General features: G+C 69.2%; 10 protein-coding genes. 2 read left to right on the top strand and 8 right to left on the bottom strand.

The window, feature by feature from the left end:
- Nucleotides 1–32: 32 nt before the first annotated feature.
- The 4 genes from AC061S_RS03300 to AC061S_RS03285 all read right to left on the bottom strand — a co-directional run bounded on the left by AC061S_RS03300 (nt 33) and on the right by AC061S_RS03285 (nt 4,724).
- On the bottom strand, nt 33–677 hold the full coding sequence (locus tag AC061S_RS03300) for a hypothetical protein (RefSeq protein ID WP_478684279.1): 645 nt from the start codon (nt 675–677) through the stop codon (nt 33–35).
- Nucleotides 678–1,399: 722 nt separating this feature from the next.
- On the bottom strand, nt 1,400–2,251 hold the full coding sequence (locus tag AC061S_RS03295; RefSeq protein ID WP_478684278.1) for a sulfurtransferase: 852 nt from the start codon (nt 2,249–2,251) through the stop codon (nt 1,400–1,402).
- A 21-nt stretch (nt 2,252–2,272) separates the two neighbouring features.
- Nucleotides 2,273–3,625, bottom strand: coding sequence for an MBL fold metallo-hydrolase (locus tag AC061S_RS03290; RefSeq protein WP_478684277.1), 1,353 nt, complete (start codon nt 3,623–3,625; stop codon nt 2,273–2,275).
- A 16-nt stretch (nt 3,626–3,641) separates the two neighbouring features.
- Complete coding sequence (locus AC061S_RS03285; protein ID WP_478684276.1) at nt 3,642–4,724, bottom strand: sulfite oxidase; 1,083 nt, start codon at nt 4,722–4,724, stop codon at nt 3,642–3,644.
- Between the two features lie 689 nt (nt 4,725–5,413).
- Between AC061S_RS03285 and AC061S_RS03280 the strand changes: the two genes are divergently transcribed.
- Entirely contained in the window at nt 5,414–7,483 is a 2,070-nt protein-coding gene (locus AC061S_RS03280) for a hypothetical protein (RefSeq protein WP_478684275.1), read from the top strand.
- Nucleotides 7,480–13,446, top strand: a complete 5,967-nt coding sequence (locus tag AC061S_RS03275; protein WP_478684274.1) for a hypothetical protein — start codon at nt 7,480–7,482, stop codon at nt 13,444–13,446. Before AC061S_RS03280 ends, AC061S_RS03275 begins: the two co-directional genes overlap by 4 nt.
- A 123-nt stretch (nt 13,447–13,569) precedes the next feature.
- On the opposite strand, the gene AC061S_RS03270 is transcribed toward AC061S_RS03275, so the two are convergent.
- Genes AC061S_RS03270 through AC061S_RS03255 form a run of 4 tightly spaced genes read right to left on the bottom strand, consistent with a single transcriptional unit; the run spans nt 13,570 to nt 22,700 of the window.
- A complete protein-coding gene (locus tag AC061S_RS03270) occupies nt 13,570–18,672 on the bottom strand; it encodes a NaeI family type II restriction endonuclease (protein WP_478684273.1) in 5,103 nt (1,700 codons plus the stop codon).
- Nucleotide 18,673: 1 nt separating this feature from the next.
- Nucleotides 18,674–19,633, bottom strand: a complete 960-nt coding sequence (locus tag AC061S_RS03265) for an AAA family ATPase (protein ID WP_478684272.1) — start codon at nt 19,631–19,633, stop codon at nt 18,674–18,676.
- Nucleotides 19,630–21,693 carry a vWA-MoxR associated conflict system protein gene (locus tag AC061S_RS03260; protein ID WP_478684271.1) on the bottom strand — a complete coding sequence of 688 codons (2,064 nt, stop codon included), beginning with the start codon at nt 21,691–21,693 and terminating at the stop codon, nt 19,630–19,632. The genes AC061S_RS03265 and AC061S_RS03260 overlap by 4 nt, the downstream gene beginning before the upstream one ends.
- A complete protein-coding gene (locus AC061S_RS03255; RefSeq protein ID WP_478684270.1) occupies nt 21,690–22,700 on the bottom strand; it encodes an alpha/beta hydrolase in 1,011 nt (336 codons plus the stop codon). Before AC061S_RS03255 ends, AC061S_RS03260 begins: the two co-directional genes overlap by 4 nt.
- Between the last annotated feature and the right edge of the window lie 230 nt (nt 22,701–22,930).

Below are 22,930 nucleotides of genomic sequence, written 5' to 3'. Positions count from 1 at the left end.
CACCCCTGATCAGGATGAGAATGCGGGTGTGGCTAGGGCCGAAGCCTGGGCGCCCGCCTTGTGGTCGCGTGGTCCAGTTCCACCTCCCACTTGACCATGCCAGTGAGGGGAGCCACCGCCCTCAGGACGATGGCTCCGGAGTCGGGGCGAAGGGCGAGCTCCACGCGCATGTCGCCGACCGGGCTCTGGTCCAGCACATCGGCGGCCGACTGCGATGGGGGAGCCGCCGGTGGTACCAGGGGTGGCACACCGGCGTCGGCCGACTCCGGCAATGCCTCCGCCTCCGGCAGCACCTCCACCGCATGGGGGTCCGCCGGAACGACCCGCATGGCTCCGTGCGCCTCTCGCCGGGACTCCTCCAGGACCCGTGCGCTCGGTGGGGCGCCACCGTCGTACCAGGTCCGGGCGACCCAGTGGATCAACACGGCGTCTTCGTCCGTCTCGGTGCGCAGAGTGAAATCGCGGGTGTCGTTGAGGGTGCAACGAGCCCATGGCGGCAGGTCGACCGGCTCCGACGTCCAGCGGTCCTCACCGGTCGCTGCATCGAGCACCACGACCACCAGCGTCGGCGACGGACTGATCCGCAGGGCTACCACCGAATCGGCGATCAGAGCGCACGGCCGCAGACTCGGCCCGTGGCGCCACAGCAGCGCGCCGCTCTCCAGGTCCAATGCCATCAGAGCGCCTTCGTGATCGTGTACGACCGCTTGCCGGCCGCGCGCATCGACCACGCCGCGCGGGACTCGCGCCATCCGGCCCCCAGATGGGACATCGCAGGAATACGGAATCACGGGTCGGGACCATCCGCGTGCCGGCCGCCAACGGGACCAAGACGGCCCGGGGCCCAGCCGTGGGCCGCAACTCCCTTCCATCCTCCCTCCGGCCGGGGAGGGCAGCAACTAGAACTGCCTTGGCCTCGCGTCAGTTGACGAATACACAACCTGCCGTTGAAGCTGACACGGCCTGAGCGGAATCCGAAGAGGCTGGGTTTCACGTGAAAGACCTGCGCCGTCTGGCGGGGGCACGCTCCTTCGAGCGAGGGCTCGGCTATCTGTCCGCGGTCTCACGGTTGGCGATCGGGGACGAGGCGATCACCGCCACGGTCGACGGAAGCGGCACCTACGAGGTGGAACTGACCGAGGACGAGGGCGGCGGGCTCACCGGCTGGTGCGACGACCGTACCCACGAGGGCAACTTCTGCAAGCATGGTGTGGCGGTCGGCCTGGCCGTCCGGGGGCAGGCCTATTCCGTACCGCAGCAACGGTCGCCCGCCGCCTCCCGCACTCGGCTGCCGGACGCCTGGCTGGATTCCGCCCGCGCCCGGCGGCGACGAAATCGCTTCGGGCATCTGGAAGCCGAACACGTCCGCTGGGTGAGGTCGTTGAGAGTGCCGCCCATGTCACCCGATTTCGACAGGAGCCCGCACCAGCGAGCCGTACTCGGTCCAGGAACCGTCATAATTCTTGACGTCCGGGTAGCCGAGCAGTTCGTGGAGCGCGAACCACGTGTGCGAGGAGCGCTCACCTATACGGCAGTAGGCGATGACCTCTCGGTCGGCGGTGATGCCCTTCCCTGTGTAGAGCGCCTTCAGTTCGCCGGCCGACTTGAACGTCCCGTCGTCGTTGGCCGCCTGCGCCCAGGGGACATTGGCCGCGCCGGGGATGTGGCCGGGCACCTGGGCCTGCTCCTGCGGCAGGTGAGGAGGAGCCAGCTTTTCGCCCCGGTACTCCTCCGGGGACCGGACGTCGACCATCCGCACCGCGGAACCCACGCTCTCCAGCACTTCGCCGCGCAACGCACGGAACTGCGGGTTCTCCTGACCTGCCACCGTGAAGCCGGTGCGCTCGTACTCCTTGACCTCCTGCGTCATCTCGCGGCTTTCCAACTCCCACTTCTTCCGGCCGCCGTCGAGCAGCTTCACCTCGCTGAACCCGCGCAGCCGCAGGATCCAGTAGGCGTACGCGGCAAACCAGTTGTTGTTGCCTCCGTAAAGGATCACGGTGGTGTCGTGGGCGACGCCGGCCTCGGCCAGCAGCTGCCCCAGCGCGTCACGGTCCAGGTAGTCACGCCCGACGGCGGTGTGCAGGTCCTTGGTCCAGTTCCAGCCCACGGATCCTGGGATGTGCCCCTGTTCGTACGCGGTGGTGTCCTCGTCCACGTCGATGACCCGCACCGTTGCGTCGTCGAGGTGTCCCGCCAGCCACTCGGTGTCCACCAGTGTCTCCGGATGTGCGTATCCGTTGCCACCCATCGTCTTCGCCTTCCTTCCTCTTCACACGTGTGCCATCAAGTCCCGCACGCCGCCCCTGACCACCGCCGTCACGGAGACGCCCGCCCGGTCGAGCAGGCTCGCCGCGATGGTGGCCCGGCGGCCGCTCCCGCAGACCGTCCAGATCTCGCGGTCCCGGGGCAGCTCGCCGAGCCGCCGGGGCAGTTCGGCGAGAGGGAGGGCGAGCGTGCCCGGAATTCCGCCCTCCGGGCGTTCCGGGCGTACGTCGAGCACCCACTTCTCCGCGGTATGGCCGACCAGCTCGGACGCGTCCGCGGTACGGAAGGAACGCAGCGGGCGGCCGGCGGCGGCCCAGGCGTCCGTGCCACCTGCCAGATACCCCGCGACGTTCTCGTATCCGATCCGCAGCAGCTGGAGCATCGCCTCGTCGGCCGCCTCCTCCGCCGGCTCCGGCAGCACCAGCACCAGGCGCGTGCCGAAGGGCACGACCTCGCCGACCAGGCTCGCGAAGCGGTCGTCCAGCTCATCACAGAGCGAGCCGGGCAGATGGGCGGCGGCGAACCCTCTGCGCTCGCGGCCGTCGACGATCTGCGCGCCGCCCCCGGCCAGGCCTTCCACCACGGCGGGGGTGAGCGGCCGGAGCGTGGGCGGGCCGCCGAGTACGGCCGGCCCGGACCGGTTGATCGGCGCCATGTAGTGGTAGTAGGCGGGGTACGGCGGCAGGCCCGCCATCCGCCCGCTGACGAACTCCTCCTCGTTCCGGGTGGTCAGCGCGGGGTTGGTATGCCGCTCGGCGCCCATGGTGGTCGTCCTGGCCCCCGACACCGGGCCGGCCGCGCAGGAACTCCCTGCTCCGTGCGTCGGCAGCACCCGCGTGGCATCCGGCAGCAGCACCAGTCGCCGCAGCGAACGGAACTGCGCCCGGGAGAGCTCCTCCGCGTGGTCCTCGCCGGACAGGTCGGTGCGGCCTGCGTAGCCGACGAGGAGGCTGCCTCCGGTGAAGACGGCCGTCGGCGGCTGCCGTGTGTCGTCGAAGACGAGATACGCCGTGTGCTCGACGGTGTGCCCGGGCGTCTCCATCGCCCGCACGGTCACGTCCCCGAAGCAGATCTCATCGTCCTCCGCCAGCCCCAGATGATCGAACGCGTAGGGGGCACGGGCCGGGCCGGCCACCGTGGCGCCGGTGGCCGCGCGGACCTCCAGAGCGCCGGAGACGTAGTCGTTGTGCACATGTGTCTCCAGGACGTACCGGATCCGTACGCCCCTTGAGGCACAGGACTCCATCAGCCCCCAGCTGTCCCGCTGCGGGTCGACCAGCGCGGCCTCGTCGCCGCTGACGAGGAGATAACTGGTGTCACCGAGCGACACGGTCGTCATGATGTCGATCTCGCTCATGTCGTCTCCTGAACCCTCACACGACGACCACCTCGACGGATGCCACGGGGTTGCAGCCGTAGCCGCCGGCGTTCCACGGAGCCCGTGGCGGCTGGGTTTCGCCGTGCTCGTCGGTCGCGCGGGCCAATAGCCGGTACGGGCCGGGCCGACGGGGCGTCCACTGGTACGACCAGCCGGTCCAGGCGTACGGCCCGGACGGCGGCTCGTCGAGCACAGCGTCGTGCCAGTCCGCTTCCTCGTACGCGGCCCGCACCTGGACCCGCCGCACGGGAACCCCTCCGCCCGACCAGGCCCGGCCGCGTACAAGGGTCTCGTGACCGTGGCGGACCGTCGATTCCGGTTCGGGTGCGGTGATGAGGGACTTGACCCGCACGGTCGTCACGGGCCCGTCGGGGGTGCCGCGCGACGCACGATAGACGTACTCCTCAGCCTGGAAGACCCCGCTGAAGGGCTCCCTCACGGCCCGCGCCTCGACCAGCCACTTCACGTCGGCGACCGCGTACCGCCCGGGGACCACCAGACGGACCGGCGCCCCGTGCTCGGGCGCGAGCGGCTCGCCGTTCATGTGGGTGGCGAGGAGGGTGTCCGGATGGAGGGCCACGGCGAGCGGGAGGCTCCGTTCGAAGGCCGCCCGGCGGCCGTGCACGGTGCCGGAGTCGGCTCCCGTGAAGATGACTTCAACGGCTTCCCGGTCGATCCGGGCCGGGGTGGCAAGGCAGTGGAAGGGCACCCCTGCGAAATGCGCACACCCGACGGCCCCTTGCCCCCACGGCAGGCCGGGTGGCCGGGGTGACATCTGACTGCGGCCGTTCCCCGCGCATTCCAGTACGACGTCGAGCTCCCGGCGCTCCATCGTGAGCAGTTCGTCGTAGCCGATGTCGAACGGCTCGGCCGCGGGTCCGCCGACGAGCCGCAGCCGCCACCGACCGGGTTTCGTCTGCGGGATGCCGAAGTGGTCGCGTACGAAGAAGGCGCCCACGGGCGTGACCGGCTCGACAAGCGCGGCCGACGGCGTCTGAGCGTTGTACGGGTCGGCCGTGACCGTCTCGGGTGCCCAGGCCGTACCGCCGGGTCCACCGGGAATTGGCCATGGAGTCATGGCAACCCCTTCCGCCGGGCTCGCACACGACGTGGGTTGCTTTCAGTTTACGTCCGGGGCCCCGTTTCGCGTGGGCTCTCCCCTAGTCGTCCGTCCGGGAGGCCGTCGGCCCCTCCCGTGTCCGAGCTCAGCAACCGCAGGAATCGACCGGGACCGACGCTGACCGCTTGCTGACCAGACCCAGGCGAAGATGCCTCTGACCTGCGTAAACACCCGGATACTCGATGTTGGACTTGAACATGGTGCGAAGCATGATTTATCTCCCGGAATGTCTGCTCCCTGCCCACTTCACGCAGGTCAAGGGCGTTCCCGGCAGCCTACAACCGTTCGCAAGTTCGGTCAGCTTTCCCCAGGTCTTTCAACCTCGCGGCAGCCCAGGCGTGGTCTGGTTCAGGGCTCCGGGCTCGGGTCGCCGGCCGCCGACACAGGGGCGCGTGCTTGAACCCCGCGTTCACTAACAGGTCGACTTTGCGATATCCCTGTGCACGATCCACCCAGTGAGGTACGAATAGCGTTCATCTACTGCCGAGCGGACGGCAGTAGCGCCCGGTGATCGACCGGACGGGGAGGGAGCTGCCATGTGGCGTCCCGGTGGAGGCGAATCGCTGCTTTGCCCAGAGGTCCTCCTTGGAATTGATGCGGTCCCGAAGGACATAAGAAGCAGGATCGAAAGTCACCTGGTGGGAGTCATGGAGGCCCGCGAGGGCATCCTGCACATCAACAGCGCGTTCAACGCGGTGTACTTCGGCTATGACCCGTCCATACGGCGCTACCAGTCAGATCTGGACCCGACCGCCTTTGTCGAAGTGGCCATGGGCGGGGCTTTGCCAGCCCTTCCCCCAGGGGCATTCGTCCGTCTCACCCGTGGGTCACGGGAAGTTTGGGGCGAGGTGGCCGCTGCATTTGGAAGCCGGGAGGGTGTGGAGCCGGACGGCTGGACCGTCGCCTCCCTGTCCGGCGCCCCAGCAGGGCAAGAAGTCGACGAACAGCGCGTCGTGATCGACACCAAGGTATTCGGTCCGTTGAGCGCGAACGAGGCGGTGGAGCAGGGGCGGTGGCTCCGCCCCGGAGGTGGATTTGAGCGAAGCCACCTCGTCGGCAGGGTCCCGGTCATGGCGGGAGACATATCCGCCCGCGATCAGATCGGCTCCTTCGCGGAGTTTCTCGCCGGTTCCGGACGCCCTCTGTTGGAGCTGGGGCCCCTCCCCCAATGGCTGGATGAAGGCGCGGACGCCGCCGTCGTCGCGCGTGCCGTCCGGGCCGCCGTGACCTGCGTGGCCACCATCATGGCTTCGGCCGACGCAATACGCAGTTGGGGCCTGTACGGCCGTTCGACACAGTCAGCCGAGGCGTTCGCCGCCACCGATCTGGCGCATGAGGTCCGCTGCGCTGTGGCCCGACCTGCACCGGGCGGTGCGGCACGCTATTCGGCGCTCTGGCCTCTACTTGAGACCCTCACCGCTCGGGGTCACGAGGGCAGCGATTCCCTGGCTGGAGTTGGCGGAGCCGCCACGGTGATCGATGCCAACCTGGCACTCGCCGACACTGTGGCGGACGGCCGACACGGTGCCGGCATCGACCTGCGGATCGACGACCAGTGGCAGCAGGGCGGGATCTGGCGCACACAGCCGCTCCCGACGACCTCGCTGCTGGAAGCACTAGACCCGCTGGCCCCAGCAGGCATCGGATTCGCCGAGGCGGCCGCCGGTCAAGCGACAAGGACCCCTGGAGCGGCACATAGCATCGGCAGCCGCGTGCACGTGGAGCACGTCGACGATGAACTGGTGGTACTGACAGTCTCCTTGAGCAAGGCAGACCTGCGGGGCGGGAGACTCGCACTGACCGGGCCTGTCAAAAGCCTGCTACCGCCGGGCGCCTTGGTGCTGCGTCTGCATCACGATGACGCCGATCCGGGAACCGGGGTAGAGGTACAGCCGGTGAGCTCCACTTCGTCGGGGGTCGCCGGTGTGTGCTGGCCACCCAGTGTGTACCCGGGCATTCGCCTGACCATCGCCGCTGCCAGAGCCGGACGGAGGCTGGTCGCCACCAGCGTCCGGTACCCCGAGCCGGTGGCCGTACCCGGCTTCGGTCCCGTGAGGTGGGAGTGCGACTGGGAGCTGTTCGCCCAAGGGATGGGCCTCACCGAGCTCCAGTGCAGCGGCACGGAGCGGGAGCGGTGGCATCCCTCGGTGGAGAGGAATGCCTGGCGTCCAGCGGTTGCCTCCCTCGAGCACCTGGTGGTCGAGTCCCTGAAGCGGGACGGCGACAGCGGTCCCGCAGGCAGCCGCGCTCTTGACGGCCGCCGTCTGACAGCCGCGCTGTTCGGTCCGGACACGCGGTCCCCAGCGCTGCTCTGGACGGTCATTCACACCTGTGAGGACATGGCCGTGCTCGGCATGCTGACTCAGACGGCCTCCGCCCGGAGCGGCCCGGACGTCTTCACCTGGTGGCCGGACACTCCCCGCGCACAGGAAGCACGTGAGGCCGGAGCCTGGGGGGATGGCGATACGCCCGGGGACCCGATGAGCCGCCACTGGGTACGGCCTCGGGAACGGCGCCTGCCGTCCGGACAGCAGGCCTCACCTCAATCCAGGCTGGACTACGCACGCTGGCGTAGGGAAGTAGAAGGAATCGACACCGACACGGAACTGCCCACCGGAACCACGTTTGTGCACGGACACCTTCGAGGATCTGGCGCGGGCAAGCCATGGCACCGGCACGTTCCGCAGCACCAGGAAAGGCGATTCAACAACGGATGACGAAAGCCAAGATGACGGGGAAGCCGCGCAGCAGGGATACAGAAGCCCCCGCCGCGCCGCGGGACGAAGTGGCCAACGGGCTGGCTCTGCTCGGAGATCCTCTTGGCGACGTGCTCGCCGTACTGGACCACAGCGAATTGAGCGACCTGCTCAACCGCATGGGCAAGACGCAGCGCACCCAGCTGTTGCAGCGGCTGCGAGTTCCGGCCATGGGGAAACTGACACCGACGATCTGCGGGCACGCTCTGTCCCAGCTGAGGTCGCAACGATCCTCTGGGCAGAGGCTGCTCGATGCGCAGACACTGGGCGGTCCCCTCTACGAGGGATTCTCCCAGGCCAGGACACAATGGGCAGCAGGCACCGGGGGCGGGGTCCTGGAAGAGAGCCTGGAGCAGGCACCGAGGGTCGAGCTCCTGCTGACCGCGTTCGCCTTCTGGAGCAAGGATCCCGGGCAGGCACGCGTCCTCGCATGGGCACTGCGGAATAGGGCACTGCCATCCTGGCCCGCCGATCAGGTGGCGGCGATTGCAGATGCCTGTGACCGTCTTGCCGCCGAGTGGGCGCAACGCCGCACCGCACCCGCGCCGGCACACCTCGCAACCGACCTCGGGGAGGAGACGGATCCGGTCGGCAAGGTCGAGTACTTCCTGCTCGACGACCCCGAGAAGTGCGAGGAAGCCGCCGTACACCTGGAGCAACTCTTCGAGCTGGCTGCTGCGTCCGTGAGGCGGGCCGCTGATCTGCTCGAAGCGGGAAGCCTCCCGGACCCTCGCGCCTGGGAACCGGCGGAAACCCTTCTCACTCACATCACCTCATTGCATGCCCGCCTCGCCACAGTGGGTGCTCTGTCGTCTGAGGCCTTGCCTGTCCGCTGCCTGGATGTCTCCGCCCTACTTCGGGAGAGGTCCCGCCGTCTTGACAGCCGTGGACGGCTCACTCCGGCACTGACGAGGGCCGGCATGGTTGCGGTCGCCCAGGAGTACGCGGCGATCGCGGAGCTTCGGGAACAGGCTGCACGACTGCTTCGGTCGGAGTTCTGGGACGAGGGCGACAACAGCCTCGCCGAGTTGCTCGCACATCTGGTTGCGCTGGCCGACGCCGTGGAGCACGACGACGAAGCGCAGATCGAGGAACTCGATGCCAGGCTGCGCACCGCGCTGCCTGAGGTTATTTCCCCGGCCATCCTCTTGGTACTTCGCAGCAAGGCCGTCTTCCCTCCTGGGCCAACCACGTGGGCCCAGGAGGAGGAAGGGAATCCGAACGACGCTCTGGTGACCGAGAGCGAGGTGCCGTCGGGTGAGAACACTTCGCAAGAGCCATGTACAGCAGAAACGCAGCACATTGACGCGGATGAGGCGGACGCAGGCGTCCACGAGCCAGACCGTCTCGAGCAGCGCCCTTCGGCCCCGGAACCGACATCTCGCATTGCCGGGACACCTTCCCCTGCCATCCAGCAAACGGCCTCGGACGAAAGCACCAGCAGTCGTGTGGTCCCCCGTCAGCACAAAAGGAACGAGCTGTCGGGGGAACTCCCGGGCGGGGACCAGGACGACGTTGCTCGGGTGGCCGCGGCCGGAGCTGACGAATCACGCCCTGTGGTGATGCCTTCGCAGGAGGGCACGGCGACCGCTTCACCTACCGCCGAGAAGCACACCGATCCGGCGGACGGGATGATTGCGCACGTCATGGCCCAGGAGGAATCCGCCCTGGCTTACCATGCAGCGAGCGTGGCCGGCCGACTGGAACTCGCCGCCAGCCTGCGACTGTTCGTCCTCGCCGACTCCATGCGAACGGCGACCGGTGCGTGTGCGGAATCTCTGCGTGGGGATCTCGTCGCATTGAGCGGGAAGCGGCCGCTGCTCGGCCTCCCCGATCTGCTCCTGCGCGCTGCGGCGCTCTTCCGCGCCTGCCTGGTATCGGGTGATCCGGCAGCTGGGGAACTACTCCGGTCCCTCACCGAATCCCTGTACGAATTGCCGGGTCTCCGTGCCACGCTGACAGTCACGGCCGAGGCGTGTGCCCGTGGACAACTGAGCGCCCATGCCATCGTCCCTGCCCCTGCGGGAAGTGACGGGGACTCGGATGCCGACGTCGATGTAAGTTCCGTCTGCGCGCTCGCTCGGGACAGCCTCGCCGAGCCACGAAGTCTGCACTTCCCTCGAGCCAACGAAATCGTCCGAGAATGGTGGAGCGAGGTCGGACCCATCGGAAACGTTCTCCACGCGGTGGCGCGGGACGACCGGGCCCGGTCGGACTTCGTCCGTGCGGAGCTGCTGGCTCTACGCAAGCCGGAGGCCCTGGACCAGCGACTAACGGCCACGGACAACCAGAAACGGCACAAGAAGGCCCGCCTTCAAGGTGCGGCCAGGCGACGAATCCTTCAGTACGCCCACGAGTCCCTTGACCTCGTACACGATTGGCTGACCTCCGTACAGAATCTCGCATCATTTCAACCTCCCGCCATGTTCTCCCACTTGGCGGAGCGGATCGATCAGTGCCGTCCAGAAATGGACGCGGAACTCTCGGAGCTTTGCTCAGCGTCCCAACCGCTGCTGGCCGCGGCTGCTTCACGCTGTCTGGCTGCGATGCGAGCAGGAGCAGCTCTCCTTGGGACAGGCCGACTCGCGGGGGCCGAACCGTCGCTCGTTTCCTCACTGAACGGGGATCTGCTCCGCTGCACCACCATGGAGTTCGACGTCGAGCTGGTGCCGGTCCGCCCGGTCACCCTCGACGACGTACGCCGTGCGCTCGGTACGGGATGGGAAACCGCGGCCCGCGAGCATGCCGCGGCAGAGAACTACGCCACCGCCCGAACCGCGCTGGAGATGTTCGAGCTTCAGGGCGGCCGCAGCGACGTGGTCAGCCGCCTGAGGGAGGAACACCACCGGTTGCGCGAGGTAAGCCGCCAGAAGGTTTCCGCCCTCCACCGGGAGGTCCGGCTCAGGGCCGAGACCGCTGCCCGACTCGGACAGCTTCCGGAGCCGGGACGCTCGCTGGTCACCGCACAGTTGGAGGCCGTCGGCGGCGCGTTCAGCGGGGACAACCTGGGCACCATCCGGCGGGAGTGCGGCGAGATCAACGATCAGCTGGATGCCCTGTCCGAGCAGGCGAAGAGTACCTTCCAGGCCTCTGCCGCACTGCAGTTGAACGAATCGAACGCATCGGCGGCGCTGGCCGACGAGATCCGCTCGCTAATCGCACGCGGCGATCTGGCCACTGCCGAGGAGTTCCTCATCGCGGCACGTGCGGGCGGCGAACCGCCCACGGTGGACCCCGTGACGGACTTCGACTCGTTCTTCCCGGCTGTTTGCGAGGCTCTGACGTCCGGCATCACACCCGAGTTGATCAAGGATGCTGCCAACGGGGCGCACCACCGCGGCCTGGATTTTTCCGGACTACCCCCAGCCCAGCGCTCCCAGGCGGCCGAGGCACTCACCTCACTGCATCAGCTCCACAGCCAGTGGAACTCCCTGCGTTCCAGGACCCGCCATCTGCGGCTGGCCCTACGGCTGGCCGGCATCGAGTACGACCAGGAGCAAGAGGCTGGTCTGACCAACCCGCCCAACCGGCGCTGGTTCGAGATCACCGACGTCAAGCTGGTCGGACCGGCTCGCCTCCCGCAGTTCGGATCGGGAGCCAACGGACGCCTGCGCATCATGACGACGAGGGCTGTGCCCAACGCCCGGACGCTGATGGGATGGATCGAGCAGGACGTCAGCCTGCTGCCGGTGCTCGTGGTCGTCGCCGGAGCACTGAGCGTCGCGCAACGGCGGTCCCTGGCAGAGGAATGCGTCTCACGGCGCGACAAGCCGATCCTGATCCTGGACGCGTGCGCCCTGGCCTTCCTCGCGGCCCGCGGAACGGGACTGTTCGCCACAACGGAGCGCATCCTGGCGCCGTTCAGCGCCGTTACCCCCTACTTTCCCGAAGCGAGCGACACCCTGCCCGCAGAGATGTTCTACGGCCGCACCAACGAGCTGTCAGCCGTTCTCGACCCACAGGGGTCGAGCATCCTCTACGGGGGCCGACGACTCGGCAAATCCGCCCTCCTCAAGGCGGCTGCTGCCCGCTACCGCAATACCAGACACCACGAGAGTCTCTACATCCCGCTCCCTTCCGGGATGGGTCTCACGCCCCAACTGCTCTGGGATCTGTTCGCACGCAGCCTCGAGCAGTCAGGTATCGCGAAACGCACGAAGCACCGCGCCAACACCATGCACCAGGTGGAGGAGGACATCACTGACTGGCTGAACAAGGATCGCGCGCGCAAATTGTTGATCCTCTTCGATGAATGCGACGAATTCTTCGACGGGGATGCCCGTGAGGGGTTCGTCCACACCACCGCCCTCCGAAACCTCATGAGTTCCAGCAGCCGGCGCTTCAAGCCGGTCTTCGCGGGGCTCCACCAAGTGCAGCGGTTCGCGGCACTCCCCAATCAGCCTCTCGCAGGAGCCCACTTCGGCGAGCCGCTCGTGATCGGCCCGCTGAGCCCGAATGCCGCCTATCGCCTGCTGCACGACCCCATGCAGGCCCTGGGTATCCGATTCCAGAACGACACTCTCATCCACCGGGCGCTGGCCTATGCCAACTACCACCCGAAGATCATCCAGCACATCGGAACTGCGCTCGTCCATGAGACCCACAACTGTCGCACTCCGGACGGCGATCCGCCGTGGACCATCGACGAGGACATGCTGGAGCGGGTTATCGGCTCGGCGACCCTCACCAAAAGCATCCGGGACACCGTTCGACTGACCCTCCACCTCGATCCTCGCTACAAACTGATCGCCCTCGTCCTGGCGCTCTACGCCTATCGGCACGGAGTGGACCAGCCGGTGGCCGGCCGTGAACTCCGGGCCGAATGCGCCGAATGGTGGCCGAACGCCCTTTCTGCCACCACCCCGGACGAGTACCGCGCCCTCCTGGAGGAAATGGTGGGCCTCGGGGTCCTGGCGGCCGACGAGACGGGTTGGCGGCTGCGATCCTCCAACGTCCTGCGCCTCTTGGGAACGCCTGCCGGGATCGAGGAGGAGCTCTCCTCCCAGGAGGGCGGTACGGTCACGGCCCTGTCCGCCACTCATGCGCGGCGGCCTCTACCCGGGATCCGCATCAGCCCACTGACCGAGGCCCAGATCGCCGATCTCACCACCCGACGCAACGGGCTGAGGATTGTGATCGGATCTTCTGCAGCGGGCCTGGACGACGTGCTCCCCGCCCTTACGAGCCAACGGGATCGGGTCCCCGGGCGGATCGCGCCACTGATCACCCCGACGTCCCCAGGCGACTACAAGAAGCAGCTGCAAGCCGGTACCCCCGGACGCAGTCACCGCGTGATCGTCAGCGACATGCGGAAGTTCGGTTCGTTGAGGCTGGCCTTGGAACAAGCGGTCACATTGCAGCCGCCGGAGGGCGTCAGCCGCTGCGTCGTCGCCCTGGTCGACCCGTCCAATGTGGACCACCTCCGTGAACTCACCGCTGCGGACGAGGAGAACATGGTCTTCTTGCGACTGGCCACCGCGGACGGGTTGCGCAGTTGGACCTCGGAACAGGACCCGATGGCGCCGTTCTGGGACCCCGCCCAACAGAGTGCGCTCCTGAAGGCCACCGGCGGATGGCCGAGTCTCTTGAACCACGTTCTCCGCCTCGCCATTCGCGGCCATTCCCCGCAGAGGGCCCTCACCAGGCTCGCGGTGGATCTCCAGAATGCCGACGGTGCCCGGCTCCTTGAGGCCACGGGCCTGACCGGCGCCGTGTCACTTCACCCGCTCGTCCAACAGCTTGTCGAGTTCGACGAGCCGTTGCCTTTGGAGGACTTGATCGAACTGCTGCAGCCTGACCACCCGGACATCCAGCTCCTTCTGGGCGCCCTGCGCCGCATGAACGTGCTCGTGGACATCGCCCCACAGGGGCTGGCCGTGGAGCCCGTCCTGGCCTCTACCTGGAGCAAGCACGTACCAAACTGACCCGCGAAAGGTCTTCTGAGGGGCGGCCGGATCCCTCGGTTCCCCACCGCAACGACGCCACTCTGCGCAACGACCGTCGACAGTCCTCCCGGATCAGCCTCGCTGCGAGCGAGGCTGATCCGGCTACGGCGCATCGTCACCCTGGGTGCCGCCCCCGTGATCGGCCGTAGGTACGCTCATGTACTCGTTCCTGCGGAGCGGCGGCAGACTGGACGGACGTGCCTGCCGCGTCACCCCACTGTGGACGGCGATCCCCTCCTGCGCGAGCACCGACCGGACATCGCGTACGTGTCTGCCGATGTCCCGGCGATCGGCGCACACCGCACGCAGCGCCGACACCGGGAGCGGACGCAGCATCACGCGCCTGAAGAGCTCCGCCAGGCGATCCTGGGCGCGGACGGACGTCAGGATCGCGGACCGCGTCTCGGGATCAAGGTGGAGTAGCAAGTTCTCCGGCAGCGCCTGGCGATGCAGCCAGTGGACGCGATCGCGGACAGCAGCCCTCAGAGTCCGCTTGCCGTCTCTGTTGTGGCCCTGGTTCAGCAACTCCGCGCTTACCCGCAGAAGGCCGGCCGACCACGTCGATTCCAGGTCGTCGGCGGAGACGACCAGGCAGAGCCGGAGCATCGTCTCGGGCGGGAACGTCCACGCGTACGCACGGAGCGAGAAGCGGAGGTCGAACTCGGTCTCACCGAGCCGCAGATCCAGCTCGGATCCGAAGTCCAGGCCGAACTCCCTCCTGACAGCCTCCTCCACCCGCAAGCCGATGAGCGCCCTTTCCCTTCGCTGCAGTTGGCCGAGGTCGAAGCGCCCGGTCAAAGGGTCGAGCACTGCGTCGAAACAGTCCCTGAGCAAAGCTCCCATGCGCGTGCCATCGGGGTCCCGGGCCAGCAGTTCCGTGTGCAAGGAGCGCAGTTCGTCGTCGTCCGGCCCCTCCATGGGTCGCGGCGGCGCGAGGGCCTGCGCCGTCTGGAGCTGCGGGGCCGCGAACCAGGGCGATTTCGGAAGCGGCCGGTCGGGGGTCTGGAACCAGGCGGTCAGCTCTCCTTCCCCGTCCGTGATCCGATGACGCCGGAAGTGCGAGGCCAGGGCGCCACTGCCGCGGTGCTCCTCCAGTACGGCGAAGACCGCTGCGGACACGGAGATCGTACGGGCACTGCCCGAAAGGTCGGAGAGCAGCCGGAAGTCGGAGGATTCGAGCAGCCGGTACGCCTCGCGCACGGTGAGATCGGGCCGGTCGCCCGGTCCCTGGCCGCGGGAGCGGTCCACCGGGCCCATGTGGACGGCTAGCCGGGCTTTGACCCTCGGGGTGGACAACCGCCCGTTCAGAGCATCGAGTTCTACCGGGAGCAGTTCCAGCAGGCCGGACATGATCCCGGCCACCGGTACGGATTCGTCCACCAGCAGCAGGTGACCCTCCGGAATCTCCCGCAGTTCGGCGCTTTCCAGCGGCGCCCCACAGGCGGCGAGCAGCTTCCAGTACGCCTCGGCCAAGGCCTTGCGCTGGGCGGACTGCAGCGACCGCGGCCCTGCGTCGATACCCTCGACGGCGAGGGCTACAACCGTGCACGGTGCGGTTGCAGTTCGCGCCGCGGACGGCTCCAGGAGGCGTCGCAGCCGAAGCGCCGGCTCGGCCTCCATAGGGCCCAGCCGGTCGAGAGCGCTCTGCCAGGCTGCACGTGCGGGAGCGTGGTCGCCCTGCAGCCGCAGGGTGTGGCCGAGGAGGTAGCCGGCGTCGGCCAGAACTCTCGCGTCTCCTTCGTCTCCTTTGCCGCCTTCGAGCAGCCGGATCGCCTGTTCGGTGGATTCCTGGCCCTCCGCCAGCAGGCCGAGAGCCAGTAGGGTCCGCGCGCGGCGGGTGAAGACCCTGGCTTCTTCGCGGGTCATCCGCTGGGACGCATAGAGCCGTGCCGCCCGCACCTGTACCTTCAGCACCTCCTCGAAGCGTCCCGCGAGAGTCAGCCCCTCCTCCCAAACCTTCAGGGCCTCGGCGACGCACTGCGGCGCACCCAGCTCTCGGAAGTTCGCCTCTGCACGCTCAGCCGCCCGCACCGCGAGCTTCGCTTCCTTCGCCTCCAAGTGGATCTCGGCAAGGCTGAGGTGGATCGCAGCGCTCTCGTAGCGCTCCCCTGCCCGCTCGTACTCCGCAAGTGCCCGCGAGAACCATGCCTTCGAGCGCTCGTGGTCTCCACGCTGCCGGGCCGCACGGCCGTTCGCCGCGAACAGCAGCCCCGTGGGGGCTTGTTCCGGATCGACATCGTCCAGGGCCTGCTGTGCCGCCTCGGTGTTCCCCGCCTTCAGCTCGGTGCACGCCCGGGCCAGCTGGGCAACGGTGCGGCTCTTGGCGTCCCCGGCCCGGTCCGAGTCGGCGAGCACTGCCCGTACGGCCTGCGCATACAGGACGGTCTGCCGCTGCGCGGCGGCACGCTCGGAGAGGAGCATGAGCATTGCGGCCCGTGGCCAGAGCAGCGAAGGCGGGGTCTCTACAGCCACGAGGGCCAGCAAGTCTGACAGTTCCGGTTGGGAGCCCTGTTCCCGGCTCCCGGAGTCAGAGTGCGGCAACAGGCCGAGGTTCTCGGCCAGGCGGCTTCCCGGGTGTTCCGTCCCGTGGTGGTGCGCGGTGTCGGCCGCATGCAGAGCGACGAGCCGCGAAAGAGCCTGCCCGGCTACGGCGGAAGGAAGGTCCGCGTCACTCTTCCTCCGGAGGAAGGCGAGGACCGTGGGGTGGAACTGGCGGATGCCGTCGAGTCCATCTTCCAGCAAGCCTTGGCCGACCAGTCCGTCAAGGACACGTGCCGTACTGTGCTCGTCCCTGCCGCACAGGGCGGCGGCGTCCCCTACCCTCAGCCTCCCCGTGGGCGTCAGGGACATCAGCAGCAGGGTCTGGGCCTCGTCGGGCCCGAGCAGGCTCAGCCGCAGCGTCAGCACGCCGTCGATCGCGGATCTGCCCCGGTGGGTTGCTCCCGCCTCTTCCCGCAAGCGAGAGGCGAGTTCGGATAGGCCGGGTGCCTGCCCCGAGGCGATCCACTTGCCTAGCAGCCGGAGTCCCAGTGGCATCCCGCCGCTCGCCTTCGCCACGGCAACCGCGCCCTCCGGGTCCGTTTCGAGCACCCGACGGCCGGCGAACCTGCCCAGGAGCTCAAGGCGGTCTTCCTGGGCCAGCACACCCAGCCACACCGCGTGGCTCCCCGCCGCCATGCTCATGGGACGTCGGGTGGTAGCGAGCACGGCGTAATCAGGGGCGTCCGGGAGCAGGTCGCGCACCTCTGCCTCGCTCGCGGCGTCCTCCAGCACCAGCAGGACCCTTCTGCCTTCCAGGCTCTGCCGGAACTTTGAGAATTCCGCCACCGTACCGACGTACAGGGACTGCCCCGCACCCCCCGATTCCGAGGCGAGGTGGGTGACGAAGACGCGGTCGCCGCGGAAACCCCTGTCGCCCCGCGTGAAGGCCCGCAGCTGCACCAGGTACAACCCGTCGGGGAAGTGGTCGCGAGCCCGGTGCGCCACGTACCGGACGAGCGTCCGCTTGCCCGATCCGCCCTGCCCGGAGACGGAAAGGACCGGGGAGCCGCCACGGGTGAGCCGCCGGACCAGTTCCCGGGCCTCCGAGGCACGGCCGACGGGCTCGCCCCCCTCCGCCTCCGGCGTCGTGACGGTGGCTGCCGCCGAATCCGGTTCCTGCTGTTCCCCACCCACCAGCCCGAGCAGCTCCAGCGTGCGCCGCGATGCCTCGGCGAAGGGCCGCAGGCCCGCGGGAAGTTCCGTCGCGGCGAACGGGTCGCCCGCGACCGCCGACAGCTGCGCCCCGCTCGCCCCGCCGACGGCAACATGGCGGCCGAGCGCATGGTGGATCCGCCAGACCTCGGGAGCTGCCAGTTCCTCCTGCAGCACGTCCCGTACCTCTGGACCCAGGCTCAGCTCGACCGCGCCGTCCTCCTCGGTCCATACCTCGAAGAGACCGCTCGTCAGCACCTCGGCCATCTCGGCCGCCGTGGTCTCCGGTACCAGTTCCTGCCGGACCAGGTAGAGCATCCGCAGGTTCAGCCGGGGCGCGAGCGCCGAGCACAGCACGGCGAGCCGGGCGGCGCGGGGCGCCGCCGTCCTAAGGAACCCGCGCGCACGGTGGGCGGGCGACAGCAGTACGGGGTGTGGACGTGCGGGGCTGCCGGTGCCGCCCGGCGGCGGTACGAGTACGGCATTGCATCCCGCCGGGTCGCTGCGCATCACGGCGCGCGACCAGCGGCCCAGGGAATGCGGGGACAGCGTCACCACGGGGACCGGCAGCCAGGTCCCGCCAGCCGCCCCCACGTCGTGAGGGCCCGGTCCGGGACGAGGGGTGCTGCACACGCCCGGGGTGGTGGGCGAGAACCGGACCACGGGAAGGTTCAGGCCCGTGCGCCGCCAAGCCTTCGCCGGCAGCGGGTTGAGCAGTGCCGTGGGCGTCGCCGCGGCCCACTGCCGCAGCAGCTGCCAGACATCCGGCTGACGCCAGGGCGCAGCCGTGCAGTCGGACACCACCAGGACCAGGCTGCGGCCGTCGGCGGAGGGCAGTCGGCCTGCCAAGGTGGGCCCGCCTTGTTCGTCGAAGGCCAGGTCCCTGATCTGAAGGGTGCGGAAGGCCCCCAGGCCCTTCAGGATGCCCGTGAACTCGGCGAGCGTGTCCTGCCAGACAGCCATCGTGGGAGTGCGATCCAGGACCAGCACCAGGTCGAACCAGCGCTCCGGCGCAGCCGCGAACACCGGGTTGAGTTCCCCGCTCCGCGCGTACGCCTCCACGGTCTTCCCGATGTCCAATTGCGCCTGCCGACCTTGCGGCCATGGCCGCTTCCAGGGGCGCAATGCGCGGGTGATCTCCAGGGCATGGGGCAATGCGGTCGCATCGGGCATCGACAGGGCATCACCGCGTACCCACCCGGCCTCGCCCGAGAGACGGTCGTACAGGGGCCGGCCGCGGGACAGGTCCGGGGCTCCGGGCCGCCGGGCATCCTGGTCCGGGCCGGGGAAAGGACCAGGGGCAGGCGGCTCTTCGGGGCCGGGTGCGGGGTCGGGCAGGCCAGCTGCGGACACCCCGGAGTCCGTGTCCGCCTGCGTGTCCCCGCGCGCGTGCACGGGCGCGCCGGGGGTCGTCGCTGCAAGGCCGGCCGCCAGCCACACGGCCTCGGCGAGCGCCGTACCGTCCAGGTCTGGCCTGGCGGACCGCAGCGCGGAGAGGATTCCGGCGAGCATGTCAGGCACGGGACAGCTCGCGCAGCAGAAGGTCCTTGAGGGTCCGGCGCGCTTCGCCCTCCGGTGCGCCCTCTCCGGTGAGCAGGTGTACGGCGTTGAGGAGCTGGTCGATGGCCAGGCTCTCGCCCGCGGCCAGCTTGAGAACGAACTCCCCGATCAGCTCCTGCGCCCCGTCGGTACGGGCCGTGTCGGTGCCCAGGTGAGCGGCGACGATCTCCCCGAGGGTCTCCGGGTCCGGGACGGGCATGGTGAATCGGACGCACCGCCGGAGGAATGCCGCCGGGAAGTCGCGCTCGCCGTTGCTGGTCATGACGATGAAGGGGAACTGCGCGCACTGCACCCGCCCCCGGCGGATCTCGCGCTTCGCCTCACCGGCCCACTCCCGGACCGCGACCGATTCGGTTCCGAACCGGGTCAGTTCTGGGATCTCGAACTCGCCCCGCTCCAGCACGTCGAGCAAATCGCTGGGCAGGTCGAGGTCACTCTTGTCGATTTCATCGATGAGCAGCGCCCTCGGCAGCTCGCTGGCCTCATGTCCGCCCTCGGACCCAGCGATCAGCGCCGTGCCCAGCGGGCCCAGTTGCAGGAAGGGAGCGATGTCGTCCGCGCCGCCGCCCGAGGCATCCGCCAGGCGCTGGGCGTGGATGCGGCCCAGCGCGTCGTAACGGTACAGAGCGTCTGTCAGGGCACTGCGCGAGGTGATGTGCCAGCGCAACACGGTGCCGAGGCGGAGCTCGGCCGCCACCTGCTCGATCACCGAGGACTTGCCCGATCCGGCGGGGCCGGTGACCAGCAGGGGGCGGCGCAGCGCGAGGGCCGCGTTGACCGCTTGGACCAGTCCGTGCGGGGGCTTGAACTTCCTGTGCACGTCCTGGCGGGGAAAGTCGCGCCACGGTGGCGGCGGACCCAGCCGGACGTCGCGAGGTGTGCCGTCTCCGACGTAGACAGGATGCCGACTCATGCGGGATCTTCCCTTTCGGTCGTGTACTGCTCGTACCAGTGGCAGAAGTCCAGCCACTCCAGGTCGTTCCAGACGGCCCGGAGCGTGGCGAGATGCCCGCTGTCGCCCACAGCCGGTGCCGTATCGCGCCAGCTGTCGCGGTATGCCTCGCAGAACTCCCCGGGGAGCCGGTCCCAGTGCGTTTCCAGGGAACCGCGCACCTGCGCCGAAACCTCCCCGTCCGCCGCGGGCCACAGCACGATGGGCACGTGCGTGAGCAGCGTCTCCAGCACGTCCTTCAGCTCCGAGGGCCGGTGGCCCAGCGCGAGGGCCCTGCCGTACTGCCCCTTGGCCAGGCGCTCCTGCAGCTCCTCGACCTGGTGGAGCTCGTGCTCGCCCAGCCAGTCCACGGGCGCGCCGTCCGGGGAATCAGCCATCAGTTCGAGGCAGCTGCGTGCCTGGTCGTTGATCCACCAGCGGGCTTCCGAGGGCTGAATGTGCTCGCTCCAGCGCAGGACGACATCGTGGTGGACGCCAAGTCGCCTCCCCACGTGCGTTTCTTCCGGGCGCCACTGCAGCAATAGCGGTACGGGTGCAGCGATCTCCACCCGGCGCAGGCGTACGCCCATCTTCCTGGCCCGGAATGAGGCGCTGCGTAGCGCTTCGGTGAGCTTTTGCTCCACCCCCGCGCGGTGGGGTTCGCAGTCCAGCAGAGAGTGTTCGAGGACCTCGAGACCGTCAAGCAGCCAGACATCGAGAGATTCGGGCCAGTCGTCGCCGACCGCGGCGTGCAGACTGACGATCAGCCGCAACCGCAATGCCTCGGTCTTCTTGTCCTGCCTCAGGAAGGCGTCGGCGAGGGCGATGCCAACGTCGAGGGAGGAGGACCAGTCGGCGAGTGCGGGGGTGTCGAGCGGGACCCCGGTGTTCCGGGCCAGGGCCGCGACGAACTCCGTCAGAGGTCCGGTCTGACAGCGCGCGGTGCCGGGAGCGCGCAGCAGGAGGAACTCCACCACCTCACGCATCAATTCGTTTCCGGATGCGGTCAGGCAGGCGTTTGCCGCGCCGCCGGAGGACGTCGGTACGGCGGTCAGGGCGCGGCGCAGCTGTTCCGTGGTCAGCGTGCCGCCCGGCCAGGAGCGCAGTAGGGCGACCGTGTCCAGAGTGCCGCGCACTCCGTCGAGCATTCGACGGGCCCACAGGCGGCCGGCCGACGGGAGTTCCGGCAACCGCTCGTACAGTGAGCCGAGTTCGAGAGCAGTTACGGACTCCGCTGGGGTCTGGAGTCCGAACAGCTCGCAAAGTTGCCTGAGTTCCGCACTTACCGTGCCTCCGGACAGGACGGCGGCCGGAAGGCCGTCACGGTACTGCGGGTTGCGGGCCAGCCACAGCGGTCGGGCTGTGAGGTGAGCGCCGTCGAACTCCACGGAGACCGTGGACTGCTGCAGGAGCTCTGCGTCGAGCCGGGCGGCGTTGAGGACGGCCGCAGGCAGCAGGTACTCCCCCGCGCCGGGGATGCCTCTGTGCAGCACCGCGAGGAGGCTGCGCGTGAAGCCGAGGCCGAAGGCCTGGTCGTGGGTGCCGCAGGCCATCGTCAGGGAGAGCCGAGTCCCGCCATCTCTAATGCCCGTGCTCAGGGATTTCAGGTCGGGTACTGCCCCGGCGGCGTGGCACGTGTCGACGAGGGCGACGACCCCGGCGAGCCCTACCGTATCGAGGGCCTGCGAGAGCAGCGAGCCGATGTCGACGCCCGTGGTGGGTTCTTCTGCCCGCGAGCTGCCGGTCATGAAGTAGAGCGTCGTGCCCGAGGACATGCCGTGTCCGAGGAAGGCAAGCACGAGGACGGCGCCCGCCTCCGCAGCCCGGCGGGCCGCGCTGCGGACGGCCTCCTCGATCTCCGCCTGGCCGAGGCTGGGCCCGCACAGGAGGGTGGGCCGGGCGGTCACCCCGGGCGTGCAGCCTCCCGACCACGGTTCGGTGATCGTGCGGTGCAGGGTTGCGGCGATCTCCTCCAGGCCGTTGAGCAGGCCGAGTTCGCGGCACTGCGGGGCGACAACGAGAACGTGGCGCGGCTCGTTCATGCGTGGGCGGCGGCGTCCAGTACCTCGGTGAGGGGGCCGGCCACGGCTGGCTGGGCCAGGTAGAGGTTGGCAGGGTGCACCCACCCCCCGTCGGAGTCCACGCGCGTGCTCTCGGGTCGTACGCCCGCCTTGTTGGGGTGGAAGAAGTCCTCCAACGAGGGCCGGGCTGCGACCACGTCGTCGCGGTCCCAGAAGTTGAGCCAGCGCTCTACCCCGTCCGGGACCTGCAGCGGCTGGGGCCGCACCCGCGGCATAACGGCCGTACGGACGCCCAGGGGCGAGCCAAGCGTGACGAAGAGCGGAACAGGCCCGCGGTGGGTGTGCAGGGCCTCGGTGGCGACGACGGTGCCGAGAGAGTGGGCGACGACGACGGTCGGCCCGTCGTCGTCGAGGCAGGCGCTCACGCGCGCCCGGATGCGGCGGTCGAGGCACACGCCCGCGGCATCCGGCTCGCCACGGTTCAGGTAGCGGGCGACCTGCCCGAGGATGGTAAGGGTGGCGCGGGCGCTGACCCAGCCGCCGAACCTGCGCAGTCCGGGAACGTGCAGGATCGACGTGAGCGCGTTGGTCAGGTGGCGGCCCACGCCGACCACCCCCTGTGCTTCCCCGGCGGGCGGCGAGAGCCTCGCTCGGGCTTGCTGCAGGGCCCGGATCTCGGCCGGCGGCAGGTCCGGGTCGGCGAGCCGAGTGTCCACGGCCTCCAACAACAGCTCCGCGACAAGGAGTTCGTCGCGGCACTCACTCCCTGTGCGAGCATCGTGCGCCGCCCGAGCATCGCGCGACACCCCGGCCGGGTCCCCCGCGCCCTGGGCTCCCGCGGTCGTGAACAGGTCCCCGTACGAGGCGAACCGGGCGTCCACGCCCCCACCTTCGAAGAGCTCGGTGGCCCGCCGGGAGTGCCCGGCAGCACGGGCCCCCGCGGCAAGCGCGCGCAGCCACTCCTCCCGGACTGTGTCGGCGTCCTTGGGCGCACCGATGCCGTGCACGAACACCAGACGCGGCTTCATCCGTCCCCCTGCGCTTCTCTGACCGGCACTCAGGGTAAGCGATGGGCTGGGGGCGGCAAGACGGGTTCCGCTCTGCCGGGCGGGGCAGAAGTCACCGATGAGGACCATCGCCGCTCCGTGGCGCAGCGCGGTGCCGTTCGACATGCAGCAACGCCTCGCGCCCTGCGGTGGCCCCGGAGTCCGGGGCCACGATCACCCCGGCCGCCTCCCCCGCCGACCCGGCATCCGGG

The organism is Streptomyces sp. CA189 (assembly GCF_056428985.1).
The sequence above is the reverse complement of the archived record's forward strand: the minus strand, read 5'-3'. Positions and strand labels throughout refer to the sequence as shown.

Bases quoted from the DNA above. Each gene is read 5' to 3' on its own strand.
- AC061S_RS03300 (WP_478684279.1), bottom strand. From the start codon at position 677: ATGGCATTGGACCTGGAGAGCGGCGCGCTGCTGTGGCGCCACGGGCCG.
- AC061S_RS03295 (WP_478684278.1), bottom strand. From the start codon at position 2,251: ATGGGTGGCAACGGATACGCACATCCGGAGACACTGGTGGACACCGAG.
- AC061S_RS03290 (WP_478684277.1), bottom strand. From the start codon at position 3,625: ATGAGCGAGATCGACATCATGACGACCGTGTCGCTCGGTGACACCAGT.
- AC061S_RS03285 (WP_478684276.1), bottom strand. From the start codon at position 4,724: ATGACTCCATGGCCAATTCCCGGTGGACCCGGCGGTACGGCCTGGGCA.
- AC061S_RS03280 (WP_478684275.1), top strand. From the start codon at position 5,414: ATGGAGGCCCGCGAGGGCATCCTGCACATCAACAGCGCGTTCAACGCG.
- AC061S_RS03275 (WP_478684274.1), top strand. From the start codon at position 7,480: ATGACGAAAGCCAAGATGACGGGGAAGCCGCGCAGCAGGGATACAGAA.
- AC061S_RS03270 (WP_478684273.1), bottom strand. From the start codon at position 18,672: ATGCTCGCCGGAATCCTCTCCGCGCTGCGGTCCGCCAGGCCAGACCTG.
- AC061S_RS03265 (WP_478684272.1), bottom strand. From the start codon at position 19,633: ATGAGTCGGCATCCTGTCTACGTCGGAGACGGCACACCTCGCGACGTC.
- AC061S_RS03260 (WP_478684271.1), bottom strand. From the start codon at position 21,693: ATGAACGAGCCGCGCCACGTTCTCGTTGTCGCCCCGCAGTGCCGCGAA.
- AC061S_RS03255 (WP_478684270.1), bottom strand. From the start codon at position 22,700: ATGAAGCCGCGTCTGGTGTTCGTGCACGGCATCGGTGCGCCCAAGGAC.